Source organism: Microbacterium psychrotolerans (assembly GCF_031085295.1).
Taxonomy (GTDB): Bacteria; Actinomycetota; Actinomycetes; order Actinomycetales; family Microbacteriaceae; genus Microbacterium; species Microbacterium psychrotolerans.
Genome location: NZ_JAVFWO010000002.1, coordinates 77,480 through 91,971 on the forward strand (window position 1 = coordinate 77,480; position 14,492 = coordinate 91,971).

General features: G+C 67.1%; 19 protein-coding genes. 14 read left to right on the forward strand and 5 right to left on the reverse strand.

The genetic code is table 11. From position 1 onward, the window contains the following. Positions 1-106: 106 nt before the first annotated feature. The 7 genes from Q9R08_RS04860 (at position 107) to Q9R08_RS04890 (ending at position 5,240) form a co-directional block, all read left to right on the forward strand. Positions 107-1,036, forward strand: coding sequence for a hypothetical protein (locus tag Q9R08_RS04860; RefSeq protein WP_308866733.1), 930 nt, complete (start codon positions 107-109; stop codon positions 1,034-1,036). A gap of 392 nt (positions 1,037-1,428) precedes the next feature. Beyond that, positions 1,429-1,551: a hypothetical protein gene (locus Q9R08_RS04865; RefSeq protein WP_308866734.1), complete on the forward strand. Its 123-nt coding sequence runs from the start codon at positions 1,429-1,431 to the stop codon at positions 1,549-1,551. Beyond that, positions 1,548-1,712 carry a hypothetical protein gene (locus Q9R08_RS04870; RefSeq protein ID WP_308866737.1) on the forward strand — a complete coding sequence of 55 codons (165 nt, stop codon included), beginning with the start codon at positions 1,548-1,550 and terminating at the stop codon, positions 1,710-1,712. Before Q9R08_RS04865 ends, Q9R08_RS04870 begins: the two co-directional genes overlap by 4 nt. Beyond that, a complete protein-coding gene (locus Q9R08_RS04875) occupies positions 1,712-3,760 on the forward strand; it encodes an AAA family ATPase (RefSeq protein WP_308866738.1) in 2,049 nt (682 codons plus the stop codon). Before Q9R08_RS04870 ends, Q9R08_RS04875 begins: the two co-directional genes overlap by 1 nt. Before the next feature lie 244 nt (positions 3,761-4,004). Continuing rightward, on the forward strand, positions 4,005-4,271 hold the full coding sequence (locus Q9R08_RS04880) for a hypothetical protein (protein ID WP_308866739.1): 267 nt from the start codon (positions 4,005-4,007) through the stop codon (positions 4,269-4,271). Positions 4,272-4,356: 85 nt separating this feature from the next. Next, positions 4,357-4,884: a hypothetical protein gene (locus Q9R08_RS04885; protein WP_308866740.1), complete on the forward strand. Its 528-nt coding sequence runs from the start codon at positions 4,357-4,359 to the stop codon at positions 4,882-4,884. After that, positions 4,881-5,240 carry a hypothetical protein gene (locus Q9R08_RS04890; protein ID WP_308866741.1) on the forward strand — a complete coding sequence of 120 codons (360 nt, stop codon included), beginning with the start codon at positions 4,881-4,883 and terminating at the stop codon, positions 5,238-5,240. The genes Q9R08_RS04885 and Q9R08_RS04890 overlap by 4 nt, the downstream gene beginning before the upstream one ends. Before the next feature lie 20 nt (positions 5,241-5,260). Here the strand turns inward: Q9R08_RS04890 and Q9R08_RS04895 are convergent, their stop codons facing one another. Both Q9R08_RS04895 and Q9R08_RS04900 read right to left on the reverse strand, forming a co-directional pair. Then, entirely contained in the window at positions 5,261-5,692 is a 432-nt protein-coding gene (locus Q9R08_RS04895) for a hypothetical protein (RefSeq protein WP_308866742.1), read from the reverse strand. Between the two features lie 93 nt (positions 5,693-5,785). After that, complete coding sequence (locus tag Q9R08_RS04900; RefSeq protein ID WP_308866743.1) at positions 5,786-6,118, reverse strand: hypothetical protein; 333 nt, start codon at positions 6,116-6,118, stop codon at positions 5,786-5,788. Between the two features lie 151 nt (positions 6,119-6,269). Here Q9R08_RS04900 and Q9R08_RS04905 point away from each other — a divergent pair, with 151 nt between their 5' ends. The 4 genes from Q9R08_RS04905 to Q9R08_RS04920 all read left to right on the forward strand — a co-directional run bounded on the left by Q9R08_RS04905 (position 6,270) and on the right by Q9R08_RS04920 (position 11,019). After that, positions 6,270-8,126 carry a phage tail protein gene (locus Q9R08_RS04905; RefSeq protein ID WP_308866744.1) on the forward strand — a complete coding sequence of 619 codons (1,857 nt, stop codon included), beginning with the start codon at positions 6,270-6,272 and terminating at the stop codon, positions 8,124-8,126. Then, the gene (locus Q9R08_RS04910; RefSeq protein ID WP_308866745.1) at positions 8,123-8,929 is read left to right on the forward strand and encodes a WhiB family transcriptional regulator; all 807 of its coding nucleotides are present in this window, start codon (positions 8,123-8,125) and stop codon (positions 8,927-8,929) included. The genes Q9R08_RS04905 and Q9R08_RS04910 overlap by 4 nt, the downstream gene beginning before the upstream one ends. Continuing rightward, positions 8,926-9,234 carry a DUF4314 domain-containing protein gene (locus Q9R08_RS04915; RefSeq protein WP_308866746.1) on the forward strand — a complete coding sequence of 103 codons (309 nt, stop codon included), beginning with the start codon at positions 8,926-8,928 and terminating at the stop codon, positions 9,232-9,234. Before Q9R08_RS04910 ends, Q9R08_RS04915 begins: the two co-directional genes overlap by 4 nt. 156 nt (positions 9,235-9,390) lie before the next feature. Continuing rightward, entirely contained in the window at positions 9,391-11,019 is a 1,629-nt protein-coding gene (locus Q9R08_RS04920; protein WP_308866747.1) for a recombinase family protein, read from the forward strand. A 252-nt stretch (positions 11,020-11,271) separates the two neighbouring features. Here Q9R08_RS04920 and Q9R08_RS04925 read toward each other — a convergent pair whose 3' ends face one another. Genes Q9R08_RS04925 through Q9R08_RS04935 form a run of 3 tightly spaced genes read right to left on the reverse strand, consistent with a single transcriptional unit; the run spans position 11,272 to position 13,634 of the window. Further along, entirely contained in the window at positions 11,272-12,699 is a 1,428-nt protein-coding gene (locus tag Q9R08_RS04925; RefSeq protein ID WP_308866748.1) for a recombinase family protein, read from the reverse strand. Continuing rightward, positions 12,692-13,126: an ImmA/IrrE family metallo-endopeptidase gene (locus Q9R08_RS04930; RefSeq protein WP_308866749.1), complete on the reverse strand. Its 435-nt coding sequence runs from the start codon at positions 13,124-13,126 to the stop codon at positions 12,692-12,694. The genes Q9R08_RS04925 and Q9R08_RS04930 overlap by 8 nt, the downstream gene beginning before the upstream one ends. A 13-nt stretch (positions 13,127-13,139) precedes the next feature. After that, positions 13,140-13,634: a helix-turn-helix domain-containing protein gene (locus Q9R08_RS04935; protein ID WP_308866750.1), complete on the reverse strand. Its 495-nt coding sequence runs from the start codon at positions 13,632-13,634 to the stop codon at positions 13,140-13,142. A gap of 134 nt (positions 13,635-13,768) precedes the next feature. Between Q9R08_RS04935 and Q9R08_RS04940 the strand changes: the two genes are divergently transcribed. From Q9R08_RS04940 to Q9R08_RS04950, 3 genes are read left to right on the forward strand one after another with little or no spacing between them, the layout of a single operon-like run. Then, positions 13,769-14,035, forward strand: a complete 267-nt coding sequence (locus tag Q9R08_RS04940; RefSeq protein WP_308866751.1) for a helix-turn-helix transcriptional regulator — start codon at positions 13,769-13,771, stop codon at positions 14,033-14,035. Continuing rightward, positions 14,035-14,160 carry a hypothetical protein gene (locus tag Q9R08_RS04945; protein ID WP_308866752.1) on the forward strand — a complete coding sequence of 42 codons (126 nt, stop codon included), beginning with the start codon at positions 14,035-14,037 and terminating at the stop codon, positions 14,158-14,160. The genes Q9R08_RS04940 and Q9R08_RS04945 overlap by 1 nt, the downstream gene beginning before the upstream one ends. Continuing rightward, positions 14,157-14,456, forward strand: a complete 300-nt coding sequence (locus tag Q9R08_RS04950) for a hypothetical protein (protein ID WP_308866753.1) — start codon at positions 14,157-14,159, stop codon at positions 14,454-14,456. Before Q9R08_RS04945 ends, Q9R08_RS04950 begins: the two co-directional genes overlap by 4 nt. Positions 14,457-14,492 lie beyond the last annotated feature (36 nt).

Consider the following 14,492-nt stretch of genomic DNA (forward strand, 5'->3'; position numbering starts at 1 on the left):
ATCAGAACGCCGTTCATAAAGCGCGCGGGAAAACTTTCTCGAGCGAGGGGCTTCGGGTGAACATGGGCATTCCGGCTCCGAAGCGCTCGGTCGATAGGGTGAGGCGGTGAAGATCTTCATCAGCTGGTCCGGCGAACAGGCGAAGCAGGTCGCCGAGTTCCTGCGGACATGGCTCCCTACGGTGCTGGCCGGCTCGGTAACGCCGTTCGTTTCGAGCCAGGACATCGCCAAGGGCGAACGCGGGCTCAACGTGATAGCCAGCGAGCTCGAGTCGGTCAACTACGGCATCGTGGTGCTTACCAAGTTGAACCACGGTGCGCCGTGGGTGAACTTCGAGGCGGGCACGATCGCAAAGTCCCTCGGGGAATCGCACGTGTCGACGGTGCTGGTCGATGTGACTCGCGCCGATATCACTGGACCGCTGTCGCAGTTTCAGGACACTGTCTTGGGCGAGAAGGCGGATGTGAAGAAGCTTCTTGACGACATCGCGGCCGCAGCTGGAGGTGGTGTACCGCAGGCGACTCGCGATGTCATGTTCGAAAGCATGTGGCCTCAGCTTGAGGAGGCTGTCAAGGCTGCGTCCGGGGGCGTCGACCCCACGACGGAACGGGGAGAGAAGGACATCCTCGAAGAGGTGCTGGACTTGGTTCGCAGCGTCCAGCGCGACGTTACGAAGGTGCGCCACGAGGCGCACGACCGTGGCCGGTTCGCGGACCCCGCCGATCTATTCGACATCATCGAGCTCGCGAAGCTCATGGGCGAAGACCCCCAGCTTCGCAAGGCTGTGGCGAACGGTGGACCTCAGCGTGTGCGCGCGCTTCTTCGCAGCATCCGTCACGGCGGCGACCGGCCGGGTATCAGTTCGAGCGGTCGCTTCATCTACTCTCGGCGCGAGGCCGACGAGGATCGCGCGACGCACGCGGAAATGACCGAAGAGTTGTATGGCCAGGCGGGCGTCGATGACGACGAGGACGACGAGATCATCGACCCGGAGACTGGCGACATCGCGGCGTTCCCTGGTCAGACGATAAAATAGAGGCTGTCCAGCTGGCCCCCGACAGGGGATTGGCCCCGGCGAGACGCTCCGAAACCCCTGGTCGATTCGACCGGGGGTTTCGGCCTTCTGGGGACGAGTCTCGACGCGTCGTCCTCCCGGGTTAATTGTGGCGTCCCCCTTCGCCTGGTAAAATACAGGCTTGTAATTCAATAGAACGACAGACAGGTCGGAGCCTCGGCTCCGGTCGCAGGGGTTGGCCAATACTCCTGCCGATGAGCACTCCCTACAGCGCACATCGATCTACCCATGAGGTGTGGAAGATCCGCAAGCGGATCGGCCCGGATGAACAAGATCATCCGGAGCTTTCCCTCACAGGTATTTCGGGGTGCGCTTTGTCGTTCAGGCGCACTCCCTCCTAAGAGGAGGATGCGGTGGCCACCACAACCACCACCCACTGGGAAGCTCGGCCCCGCCCGGCAGAGGAAACGCGCCGACTGCTCGAACTCCTGTTCGGCCCCGTCGCCGACACCTCGGAGGAGGTACGGGCGGCATGAGCACCTCGGCCTACCGGCGATGCCGACGCGAGCAGCTCGCCTGGCGCATCCGCCACGAGCTCCGCGACTACTTCACCGACCCTGGCACGTATCGCTTCGGCGCGACGGTCCTCGCGGCGTCAACGGTGCTGTCCTCGGTCTGGTTGGCGGTGATCCGCTGATGCCACGCCTTGACCCCGAAATCGTCGCGCTCCTCCTCCCCACTGCGAACGCGGCGCTGACCGCCGCCCTCGAATGGGCAGATCGAGGCTGGCCGGTGTTCCCCCTCGCGCCGCGCGACAAGCTGCCCGTGATCCCAAGCGCGCACCCCAAGGGCGACCCGCTTCGCGGGAAGTGTGCAGGGCAGTGCGGGGAGCTCGGCCACGGCGTAAACGACGCCAGCCGCGACCCCGACAAGATCCGGCGCATGTTCGACCGGCACCCGACTGCAGGCATCGGCGGGGCGACCACCGGCCGGCTCGTCATCGACCTCGACCTGCAGGCCGGCGGACGCCAAGTGGAGCAGCTGCCACCGACGCGGACCCACCTCACCGGGCGGGCCAACGGCAACACGCACCGCATCTACCGCCTCGGTTCTTCCACGCTCGCCCATGCGGTGAAGTCGGGGCACATCGTCCCCGGCGTGGACATCAAGACCGGCTCCGGCTCATACATCTGCCTGCCGCCGACCCGACACCCGGCCACTGGCCTCCGGTACTCGCTGCTTGACGACCAGTCTGAGCATGCGCTGACAGACCAGGACGTGCGCGCGGTCTGGCGCGCATACGGCAGGCCGCTGCCGGGGGAGCAGCAGGAGCGGAAGACACCCGACGCGGGGTCTCCGTCGCCCTCCCGCGACACGACGAGCAGTGGAGGCGCCTTCGGTCACTCCGAGGCCGTCCAGGTTCTCCTGAGCCCGCCGAGGCGGGGCACGGGCGAGACCAACGTCGCGCTCTCGAAGGTGGCCGGCTTCTACGCACGCCTGTTTCGCGACAACCGCGAGATGTACGACCACCACGTCAGGCAGTGGCTCGCCGACGTCGATCCCGATTACGAGGACCGCGACAAGACCGCGGATTCGATCTGGGAGTCGGAGCGCTCGAAGGAGGGGGAGCGGGCGTGGGCCGTCGCGCAGAGTGTCGAGCGCAAGCTCGTCGAGCACGAGGCGAAGATCCTCTTCGGCAAGACCCTCGCCGAACTCGATCCCGCAGACCCGTTCGACTTCGGCACCCTCGAGGAGATCCTCGCCCGTCCGGAGCAGGCGCAGTTCCGCGTGGAGGGCCTGGTCCTCGCAGACGGGTTCACCTCCGTGGTGGCACAGCGCAAGACCGGCAAGACCACGTTCAACCTGAACCTGGCTGACTCGTTCCTAACCGGGCGGGATTTCCTCGGACGGTTCCCGGTGGTGCCGGTCAGCGGCAACGTCGCGATCCTCAACTACGAGGTCAGCGGCTACCAGCTCGGAATGTGGGCCGAGAGCGTCGGCCTCGACCGCAAGCGGCTTCTGCTGGTGAACCTGCGCGGCCGGCGGAACCCGCTGGTGCACGAGCAGGACCGCGCCGCCCTTGCCGACCTGCTGCGTTCGCGGGACGTCGAGTCGCTTTTCATCGACCCGTTCAGCCGCGCGTTCTACGGCGAGAGCCAGCAGGACAACACGCAGGTGCAGGCGTTCCTCAACGACCTGGACGTGTTCGCCCGATCCGAAGTCGGAGCGCGCGACGTGATCCTCAACGTGCACGCCGGATGGAACGGGAGCCGCTCGCGCGGTGCGTCAGCGCTGGAGGACCACCCCGACTCGATCATCCTGCTCCGCAAGGACGGCGACGAAGACGACGAGAGCGGCCTGCGCTACATGAAGGCGCTCGGGCGCGACGTGGACGTCACCGAGGATCAGCTGCACTTCGACCCTGAAAGCCACCGCCTGAGCCTCACCGGCCTCGGCGGGCTCGCCAAGCGTCGCAAGGAGCAGAAGAGCACGAACCTCGGGGGACCGATCCTCACAGCGGTTAAGGAAGATCCCGGCGCGAACACCACCCAGATCGAGCAGCGGCTACGGGGTACCGGTGTCACCTTCCAGAAGGGTGACGTGAACGCGGCGCTCCAGGCGATGGGGGAGGCAGGGACGATCCGCCGCGAGAAGGGCAGATACGGCGCGTTCCTGCACTACCCGGCAAGCGAGGCGCTGGACCTCTCGGCGACCTCGGGGGAGGGATCCGGCGATGACTTCTGAGCAGATATCCCCCGAGGGTCCCCCGAGCGATGTCCCCCAGATATACCCCGCTCGCTCCGGCCCGTCGTTCCGGGGGTCCCCCGATATCCCCCAATGTGCCCCGAAGGTGCCCCGCCCAGGTTCCCCCGCGCCCCTTTATGGGGCGGGGGAACGGGGGACCCCCAAGGGGAGCCGGGGCAAGGCCGCGGACGAACCGAACCTTCCCACTGTTTCCCAACCTTTCACGCGCGAAGGGAGCGCACCGATGACTGATCGGACAGCTGCTGAGGCGGCACACGTGCGGCGGATGGTGCCGCGCATCCGGCGGATGCTGGCCGATGCTCCGGAAGGTGTGGCGAGGGCTGCGCTCCGCCGCAAGCTCAACAGCCGCGAGAAGCACCTGTACGACGCGGCGCTCGACCTGCTGGTCGCGGTCGGCGACGTCGTCGCTCTGCCGGCGGCGTCCGGTGGCACGCGATACCGACTCACCGAGTCCGCACGCCAGCCTCAGTCGGAACCACCGTCCCGCTGAGAAACCAGACCGCCCGGTGCCGTCGTCGCGTTCCCGCCCGGAACTTCCGCGCGGTGGCACCGGGCCCTCACCCAAGGAGAACACCATGAACACTTGCCCTCACGGCATCGACAGCAGCTACGACCTGTGCGAGCAGTGCCTCGCCAGCGTCGCGGACGGCGACGCGGTACTCGGACGGTTTGGGCTGGTCGGCCCCGGCGCGGGCCTCGCCGTCGACCTCAAGAACGGCAGGGTCACCGTCTACATGGTCCAGGCCGACACCGTGGTCTCAGGAGGCGGCGGCATCGCGGACGGGTGGGTGACATTCGACGAGCAAGCCACGAACGCACCCGATGTCGAGCTGCACCCGCCGGTTGAGCTCGAAGGGGCGTCGACGCGCGATCTCGCGGACCTCTGCGAGGTGGTGTCGGAGCTCGCGACCTCGCTCCTGCCGATGCTCGAGGAGCTCGTTGACTCGGACGCCACCTCCGACGAGATCGTCGGTGCGCTCGCCGCCTGGGTGAACGGGATGGAGATTAAGCCGCTGACCCGCCGGATCCTGTGGAGCACGCTCAAGGTGCTCGCGGCGGCGGTTCTGGCGTACATGGAGCGGGAAGACGAGGACGAGTCGTGAGCGGCGACCCGTTTGATCCGGTGGAGGTGGGGCCCGATGCCCCGTCCCTCGGGCCCGGTGAGGAGTGGGTCCAGCCGGCCGGGCGTCCCGGGCACCGCATCGTCGTGCAGACGATCCCCGAGGACGCCCCGCCCGCTGTCCGTGAAGGGCTGGCCCGCCGGCGAATCCAGGCGATCGAGGGCGTGTGCCCCTGCGACGGCCTGCTGATCTGGCGCGACGAACACCCGGACTTGTCGGTGTGGTCGGGCGTCGGTCGGGGTAGTGACGTCGTGCAGGTGCACCGGGATGCGTGCCCCGCCCACGACCTGAACCTGGTTCCGGCGTTGGAACGGTGGCGGCAGGGGCGCAGCCAGTGACCGGCGTCCAGGTGCTCGGTTTAGAAGTGTGCCGCGTTTGCGTAGATCGCCAACACCACTCCGAAGATCACGCCGTGCACGGCTGCGCCGATGAGGACAGGTCGCCAGAAGCTCGGCCACCATTTGATGCCCCAGCGGGTGCCGTTGGGCGGATTCTTGATCCAGGTGAGGTCGCTGTGGGTGCGCGTCGCGGTCATGAACACGACGATCACCGTGATGATGATCGCCGACCACAGCACGGTGACGTTGATCTGCTCGTAGTCCGTCGCGGTGATGTTCGCAAGGCCGTTGATCCCGACGAGGGCTCCGGTGATCCCACCTGCGACGATCTGAGCGAGCCACTGCAGGCCCAGTTCAACGACCAGCGTGAGAACGAGGACCCCCCAGGTTCCCGTGGTGCGCCTGGACTTCCAGTCGGTCGGCTCGGTCCAAGGCATCACTTCGGGGGCCACTTCGCTCCTTCGCTTGTCGATCTTTCGCCGACTTTAGCGGTCTCGGTTTCCAGCTCGGATGCACGCCCGAACTGTGAACCGCGTGGCGGCTGGCTACCTCACACCAAGCAGCTCGTTGAGCTTCTCGTAGACCGCCTTGTACACAGCCATGAAGGTGGTGTTGCTCATCTTGCTGTCGGTGTACTTCCACTCCTGTTTCGTGAGTGCGTATGTCACATCGACGGCGTGCTCCTGCTCGGCTGCTGCGATTGCCCAGACGCGGATCTTGTCGGCGTTCGCGCTCCTGAACACGTCGTCGTCGCGTGTGAGGAAGATCACCGCGCCCGTGTCGAGGTTGTACCAGTAACCGTCGAACGCTTCCGTCTTATTGCCGACGGCTTTCTCAATTTTCGGCGGGTCAGATTGTCCTGCGATGAAGAGCCACACGTCGCTCACAGTACCGGTCGCGAGGAGGGGTCCTGTCCCACGCGGTTGGTACCGGAGGTGTCGACGCGTCGGCGCAATCCTTGTGCGCCGAGGTCGTGCATGGTGGAGTTCGCCCCGCGATTTTTCAACGAGAGCACGGGAGCGTGACGCGGTGGCACTGGATATCGGAACCCTGGTCGCCAAGGTCAAGGTCGATGACTCCGACTTCGACCAGAAGACCTCAGGGTGGAGCGCCAAGGGTGCGGCGATCGGGTCGGCCTTCGGCAACGTAGCAGCTGACGCGATCAGTCAGGCCACGTCGATGCTGGTCGACTTCGTGGGTGAGGCGGCGAACGCCTCCGACCAGACCAAGAAGTTCCAGGACACGCTCTCGTTCGCCGGGCTCAGCACCGCCAACATCGAGGCTCTCAAGGCCGCGACACAGGCGTATGCGGACGAGACGGTCTACAACCTCGGCGACATCCAGTCGATCACGGCGTCGCTCGCGTCCAACGGCGTGAAGGACTACGACACCCTCGCCATGGCGCTGGGCAACCTCAACGCGGTCGCGGGCGGTAGCCCGGAGACCTACGGCCGGCTCGGGTCGATGCTCACCCAGACCGCCGGCGCGGGGAAGCTCACCACTGAGAACTGGAACCAGCTGACCGACGCGATTTCCGGGGCGTCGGGGCCGATCCAGGACGCACTTCTGCAGGCCGGGGCTTACACGGGCAACTTCCGTGAGGCGATGGAGGCCGGGGAGATCACGGCGGAGGAGTTCAACGCCGCGATCATGGCGCTGGGCACCGAGCCGATCGCGGTGGAGGCTGCTCGCTCGGTGGAGACGTTCGAGGGCTCCGCCGGCAACCTGTCGGCGGCTATCCAGGGCAAGCTCGTGCAGGCCCTCGAAGCGGTGAAGCCTGCGTTCACGGGCCTGCAGAACGCGCTCGCTTGGTTCATCGGAAACTCGGGGCTGCTGGTGCCGCTGATCTCCGGTCTCGGCGTCGCGCTGCTGGTGGTGCTCGCCCCGGCGCTTTGGGCAGCCGTGGTGGCAACCGCAGCTTGGACGGTGGCTCTCCTTGCCAACCCGATGACGTGGATCGTGCTCGGCATCGTCGCGCTGGTGGCGGCGATCGTCTGGCTGATCCAGAACTGGGATACGGCGGTGACGTTCATCACGGACATCTGGGGTGGGTTCATCGGCTGGATCACGGGCGTGATCGAGGGCTTCGTCGGCTGGTGGAATGGCGTCTGGGCCGCAGTCGGCGAGTGGATCAAGGGCGTCTGGGAGGGGTTCACCAAGTGGGTCGGCGACGTCTTCCGTAACTTCCAGCTCGGACTGCAGCTCGTCGGCGCGGCGATCTCCGGGTGGTGGACTGGCCTGTGGGCCGGGATCGGCGCGTGGATCCAGTCCGTGTGGGAGGGGTTCACCGGCTGGGTGCGTGGCGTCGCCACCGGCTTCGTCGCGTTCATCATCGGAGCCTTCAACGGGTACGTGTCGTTCTGGCGCGGACTGTGGGAGGGGGTGCGCACCACGATCGTCTCGATCTGGGAGGGCATCGTCGCCTGGTTCCAGTCGATCCCCGGCGCGATCAAGGCGGTCTTCAACGGCGCGGCCTCGTGGCTGTGGAACATCGGTCGCGACATCCTGCAGGGCCTGTGGAACGGCCTCAAGTCGATCTGGTCCTCGATCGCTGGCTGGTTCGAGAACACGGTCGGCGGCATCATCGACACCTTCAAGGGGCTGTTCGGGATCGCGAGCCCCAGCCGTGTATTCCGCGAGTTCGGCGTGTTCATCGGTCAGGGGCTGATCGACGGACTGGAGGCGATGGGCCCGGCATACGACGCGACCGTGGAGGACACGTTCGGGGTCCCGGACGGCGGCGTCGGCATGGTCGGCGGTGCCGGCGGCAACACCTACGTGACGCACAACGAGCGGCACGTCGAGTACGTGGCGGCTCCTCACGCGACGTTCGACGCGCAGGAGGAGTTCTTCGCCGCGATGGGTTCGCCTCGAGTGGCGCTGTGACTGGGTTGGCAGTCGTAATGTCCGTCCCGCTACTGGTTCTCATGCTCGACGCCTCTCCCGTGACCTCGGAGGATCACACCCCCCTCGTGGCCGTCCCATCCCTTCCGAGTTCACGGGAGACCCCGCCGAAGGCCGACGAGCTATACGAGGAGCTCATGGATGCCGTGGGCTTCCTCGCCGAGGTGGGGCGCTCGACGCCGTGCTCGGGCGAGGTGTCTGAGTGTTGGACCTCGGATGTGCCTGAGCAGCAGGAGTACGCGGCGGACCGGTGCATGGAGTGTCCGCTCGCGGAGCAGTGCCGGCAGTACGCGGTTGCCGCGGGCGAGACCGCGGGGGTCTGGGGCGGCTACATCCCGGACGAGGCGCGTCGAGCGGCCGCCCGAGCGGAGTCTGAGGCTCGGCGGGCTCGGCTCCGGGGCGAATACTTGTGGCCCGATTTTCGGGATGATTTTCTGGACCATGGGGCAGATAACCCCAGATCAGATACCAGAAACGGATACCCCAACATGAACGCGAAGGCGCCCAAGACCAACAGCACCTGCAACTGCGGATGCGGCGACGCCACCGGACCCAAGGCGATGTACCGCCCGGGTCACGACGCCCGCCACGTCTCGTCACTGATCGCCTACCTCGAAAACGACACCGCGGACGACAAGAAGATAACCGCCCGCGAGATCGCCACCCTCGCCAAGCAGCTGCCCTCGGCACCCCTGCAGGCGAAGTTCACCCGCGCCGCCCAGCGGTTCGCGGCGAAGGCGACGCCCGCGGGTAAGCCAGCCGAGAAGGGCGGTGAGGCCGCGTGACTGACGACCAGGCACGATCCGCCGAGATCGCCGGGGAGATCGGTGCGCGACTCCTCGCCAAGCAGTCCGCGTCGAACCTCAACCCGACCGATGTCGGCGCGCACATCGCGCTGGTGTCCACGTCCGACCCGCACACGCGCCTCCAACCGAACGCGACTGGCGTGGTGACCGGCGTCGATGACGCCGGGACCGTCCACGTCGCCTGGGACGACGGCTCCACCCTCGGGCTGATCCCCGGCGTGGACGAGTGGCGTCGGGTTCACCCGCGCTGGTACGACGCGCCGATGCAGGAGGTGACCCCGTGACGATGACCGACATCAAGACCAAGCGGTGTCCACACTGCGGCCAGTTTCGACCGGTCGACGCCTTCGCCCTCCGGCATCGGGGCAAGGGTCAGCGCCAGTCCTGGTGCCGTACCTGCATCGCCGAAATCAACCGTTCCCGCCGAGAGGAGGCCCGTCGTGGCTGAACACCGCAAGCGCGCCGCGTACTACGCCCGCGTCAGCACCGACATGCAGGTCGACAACACGTCACTGCCCGAGCAGCGCGAGATCTGCGAGGCCACGATCAAGGCCCGTGGCTGGGAGTTCGTGGACGCCTACGTAGACGAAGGACTGTCCGGAACCGACGCGACCCGCCCCGAGTGGCGGCGGATGCTCCAGGACGCCCACGACGGCAAGATCGACGCCGTGGTCGTGGCCAAGCTCGACCGGTTCGCCCGGAAGGCAGGCGACGCGATCCGCGAAACCGACCGCCTCGCCGACATGGGCGTCGACCTCGTGGTGGTCAAGGAGCAGATCGACATGAGCACCCCAGCAGGTCGCGCCATGCGGACCATGCTCGCCGGGTTCGCCGAGTTCGAACGCGACACCATCGTCGCCCGCACCGCTGCTGGTCAGCGCGCCAAGGGTCGCGCCGGGGGATGGGCCGGATCGAAGCCGCCGTTCGGCTGGCGACTGGAAGGACTCAAGAAGGACGCCCGCCCGGTTCCGGACGAGCGCGAGCGCGAAGTCCTCCGTGCGATGTACCAGCTGTTCGTCAAGGATCGCCTGTCCACCGCCGAGGTGGCCGAGCGCCTGAACCTAATGGGTCTTCGCCCTCGACAGGCGTCGGCATGGCAGTACCAGACGGTTCGGCAGACCGTTACGAACCCGACCCTGTGGACCGCCGAGACCACCTGGGGCAAGACCCGTTCGGGCTACCGCGCCGCGAACTCGCACGCCACGAAGGTGAATCGCGACGGCACACCGAAGTATGGCGACACCGTGACTGTGAGCCTCGGAGACCCGGTGTTCACCCGGCAGGAGTGGCAGGCTCTCCAGCGGGCGGTGAACCGCAAGGCCTCCTGGACGCCCTCGGCTCCTCAGCGCCAGATGCTCACGGGTCGCCTATTCGGGCCGTGCGATCTGTCGAAGCACTACGACGGGGTGACCACGAAGTCCCGCCCGAACCCTTACTACGTGTGCTCGGGTCGTCGGTACCGCACCGCCACCAGCCCGCGCTGCTCCTGCCCCCAGGTAAAGGGCCCCGCGATCGACGAGCCGGTGTGGGCGGAGCTCGCGGCGATGCTCGCCGACCCGGAGCGACTGGAGCGTCTGGCGCGCCAGTGGCTGGAACTGGACGACGACGCAGACCTGACCGACGGGGCCCCGATGATCGCGGCCCTCCGCAAGCAGGAGGCCACTCTCGAACGGGCGATGAGCCGGGCGAAGGATCTGTACCTCATGGCCGACGACCCGGCGGAGCACCTGGCGACCGTGGAGCGCCTGCGGGGCGAACTCGCGGACGTGCGGGAGCGCATCGACGCCATGGCGTCCATGCACGCTCGGCGGGCCGACGAGGCACAGCGGATCACGGACGTCGCGGCGCTCGCCGAGCGCGCGAAGGGCCGTTTGCAGGACGCCTCGGCGGCGATGCGCAGGGAAGTGGTGGAGTTGCTCGACGTGCGGGTGATCGTGTCGGACGTCGTGTCCGGGCGACCCGGCGCGATCACCATCCACGGAGTGCTCGACCCGTCGATGTTCCTGCCCTCCGAGGAGGCAGAACGCAAGCCAGCCGAGTACGAACGCTCTTTCCCCTCGTCTTCCTGATCCTGCCGCTGAGCGTCCTGTTCGCGGTGTTCCCCGGGATCTTCATGCTTCGACTCGGACTCGGCTGATCGGCCGGAAGGAGAAATGATGAAAGCACGGATGCAGCGCCTCGCGGCTCGGATTCACGGCACGTGGGACGACCTCGCCGAGGACGAGCGGGGTGACGTGCCCGGATGGGTCCTGATCACGCTCGTGAGTGGTGTCTAGTCTCACCCGACGAGTTCAGGCACCACTCGTGTTCGTGAATGCGGTCTAGTCCCGTCCGCGGATCTCAACCGAGGAGCGGGGACGACCTGGGGTGACGACCACTCGGTCGATGATCGAACGCAGTGCCTCACGCTTCTCGTGCACGAGTAGGTCGCCCCATCGTTCGAGCAGCACGGGGAGTACCCGGATAGGTGCTGTGCGGCGCACCTCGACGGTGCGGAGCTCGCGTGTGACCGCGTCATGCTCGGCGGTGTACCGGTCGCGGAGGCGGGCGTACGTGGCCTGCGGGATGCCGTCGGTGATGAGCCGTTCGGCTAGACGTTCCTGTTTCGCTTCGAGGTCCCGGAGCTGCGCCCGGAGCGTGTCGGCGGGGTCGGGTCCCACGCGGGTGCCGGCGCGGCGTTCGAGTGCTTCGGTGGTGGCGCGGCGTACGCGGTGCTCGCGGTCGGCGAGCCACCGTCGCACTTCCTCCTCGAGCACGGTTTCGCTCACGTATCCGCCCGTGTGGGTGCGCTTCTCGTGCGCATCCTTGCAGCGGTACTTCGGGGTCCGGGAGGACCCGAACTGGCCAGCGTGCATCTTTGACCCGCACGCGCACCAGACGAGGCCGGAGAGCAGGTACTCGGACCGCTCGGTTCGCCGGTACACGCGGCGCCGGTCGCGGGCTTCTAGGTAGGCCTCCCACTCGGACTCGGTGATGAGCGCCTCGTGTGCGCCGGGAAGCCGTTCTCCTCGCGAGGTGATGAAGCCAGCTGCGAACCCGGAGTCCATGACGCGGCGGAGGGTGCGGTCGCTCCACAGCCCGTCACTCTTCGAGCCGTAGCCGGAGGCGGGTCGTGTTGGCCCGGCGTTGAGCCACGCGACGAGGGAGTACACCGACTCGCCTGCGATGTAGCGGCGGTAGGTGTCGGCGAGCACGGGGCCGTCGACGGGGTGCATAGTGAAGCCGGTGTCGCGGGAGTAGGTGTATCCGAATCGCGGCTTGCCGTTCGCGGGGAGGCCGTTGGCGACGCGACGCTGGTGAGTCTCGCGCCAGACGTCGCCGATGCGCTCGGACTCGAATGCGGCGAACTCGGTGAGCATGCCGCGTGCGAACCGTCCGGTCGACGTCGTGGTGTCGATCGGCTCGGTGGCGGACTCGATGCGTCCCCCGAGTGTCTCGATCCGGTCGGCGGCGACGGCCCAGTCGAGCCGGGAGCGGGACAGGCGGGACCACTTCCAGAGAACGATGACGTCGGCCTCGCGGTCCTCGATCATCTTCATCGCCTGCTGCACCGCGGGACGGTTCCATGTGCGGCCGGAGACGCCCGGGTCGGCTAGGACGGCGACGACGTCGTAACCCTGCTGGTTGCAGTGCTCGCGGCCAGCGTGCTCCTGCAGTTCGAGGCTGATCGACTCCTCGCGGAAGGTCGACTGCCGGAGGTACAGCACGGCTCGCAGGCGCGTCGTGGGGCGAAGGGCCGGCTTAGGCATGTGCGCTCCGATACTGGCCAGCACCCATGCGGGGCTCGACGTATGTGGTGTCTCCGATGCGCAGCAGGACCTGACGGTACGCGTCGATGAGTTCGGGGGTGACGTCGAGGTCGTGTGCCATCGACGCGGTGTGCCCGTTGCGGAGCCGCTCCGCGTCCGCGAACGCGTCGGGAGTGATGAGTCGCAGCGCGGCCCACTCGTTCGCCCGTCGCTCCTGCTTCGCCCGTACCGGCCCGTAGGGCGACGGCTCATCCCCGAACACGTGATGTGCGATCTCATGCGCGAGAACGGCGCGTGCGACGCGACGCGGCATGTGCGGGTCGAGTCTCACGGTCCGCGATCCCGCGTGGTAGCCGCCGAGGTGCTTGCCTCGACGCTCGACAACGGTGAGGCCGAGTTCAGCGGCCAGGGTGAGCAGGTCTTTCATGCAGGGGTCCCGGTTAGGCGTCGTACTTGTCGTCGGTGTCGTCGGGGTCGTGGGTGATCGATTCGGATGCGACCTCGCCCAGGTCGACGAGGTGCGGGCGGGGGAGGTGGTGGACCGGTGCGATGTGCCCGGTCTCGTCCTGCGCGAGTTGCACCGGGTCGGTGAGTGCTCCGGTTGCGGCTCCGGCCTGCACGCGGCGGAGGATCTCGGCCGAGAGTTCGGTGTCGGTGAAGGTGTCGAGTGCGTACGGGCGAGCGACCTTGAACTGTGCGACGTCCTCGGGCTCGAGGTAGCCGACCTCGACGAGGACGTGCAACGGGCTGTCGCCGAGTTTCCTGGCGATCGCGATGACGGTCTCGACCTTCACGCCTGTGGCTCCGGTGCGCCACTTGCTCAGCTGGCCTTCGGTGACGCCGAGGAGGCGGGCGTAGTCCGCTTGTGAGCGGTCGCCCTTCCAGCGGTTGAGGTAAATAGCCCACTTTTGGCGCACGTCTGAATGTTCAGGCATGGCACCGACACTACGGCAGATGTTTCACGCGTGCAACGACTTTGTCGGCTGGATCATTGATTTTCCGGGGATGTATCAGAATCTCTGTGTCATTCCTCTTGCGCGCGTGAAAGTGATGACGCATGCTTTCACGCATGCAAGATGCTTTCACGGAAGAAACTCCCCGGATCGTTCTGATCCGGGAGAACCTCGACAAACTCCGTCGAGCCAACGGCATCCCCTCTGAGGCGAAGCTCGCCGACATCCTTGGGGTGTCGAGGGCGACGCTCTGGCGTATCTCGAACGACAAGGTGTCGCCGTCCGCCGAGTTCATCGCTCGCGCGCTGACGACGTTCCCGCACATCGAGTTCAAGGTCCTGTTCCGGGTGGAGCAGCCGAAGAACCAGGCGGTGGCGGTGTGATGTACAGCTGCGACGTCGAGCCGTCGGATGCGGCGTGGGAGCGGTTCGGAGTTGTCGCCGCGCAAGTGCTCACGAACCTCGCCGAGCGGGACGCCCGTGACGAGGCCGAGGCGGTGGCGTCGTGATCCGCTTCGTGTTCGCGGCATCCGCGGTGCTCGTCGCGATCCTCGTCTCGCCGGCGGCTGGGACGCCCGGGTTCAACTCGGCGGACGCGATTCAGGTGCTCGCCCCTGTCGCGTTCGTTCTGATCCTCATCTGGCCCCGCACCGGCCCGCGACGCTCGACGGCCCACCCGTTCATCGAGCACATCGACGAGACGCACCCCGAGGCGATCAGCCGCCTCGACGCGCTCGACGGCATCGGCCAGCGGACGCCTCCCGATCCGCACCTCTCGCGGGACGACACCCGCGACACCCTCTAGGGCCTCCTCAGCCCGCTCATCCTCAACGAACAGGCA

Excerpts from the sequence above, each read along its gene's own strand:
- Q9R08_RS04880 (WP_308866739.1), top strand. The coding sequence starts at position 4,005 with ATGACTGATCGGACAGCTGCTGAGGCGGCACACGTGCGGCGGATGGTG.
- Q9R08_RS04925 (WP_308866748.1), bottom strand. The coding sequence starts at position 12,699 with ATGCCTAAGCCGGCCCTTCGCCCCACGACGCGCCTGCGAGCCGTGCTG.
- Q9R08_RS04885 (WP_308866740.1), top strand. The coding sequence starts at position 4,357 with ATGAACACTTGCCCTCACGGCATCGACAGCAGCTACGACCTGTGCGAG.
- Q9R08_RS04940 (WP_308866751.1), top strand. The coding sequence starts at position 13,769 with ATGCAAGATGCTTTCACGGAAGAAACTCCCCGGATCGTTCTGATCCGG.
- Q9R08_RS04945 (WP_308866752.1), top strand. The coding sequence starts at position 14,035 with ATGTACAGCTGCGACGTCGAGCCGTCGGATGCGGCGTGGGAGCGGTTC.
- Q9R08_RS04870 (WP_308866737.1), top strand. The coding sequence starts at position 1,548 with ATGAGCACCTCGGCCTACCGGCGATGCCGACGCGAGCAGCTCGCCTGG.
- Q9R08_RS04935 (WP_308866750.1), bottom strand. The coding sequence starts at position 13,634 with ATGCCTGAACATTCAGACGTGCGCCAAAAGTGGGCTATTTACCTCAAC.
- Q9R08_RS04930 (WP_308866749.1), bottom strand. The coding sequence starts at position 13,126 with ATGAAAGACCTGCTCACCCTGGCCGCTGAACTCGGCCTCACCGTTGTC.
- Q9R08_RS04875 (WP_308866738.1), top strand. The coding sequence starts at position 1,712 with ATGCCACGCCTTGACCCCGAAATCGTCGCGCTCCTCCTCCCCACTGCG.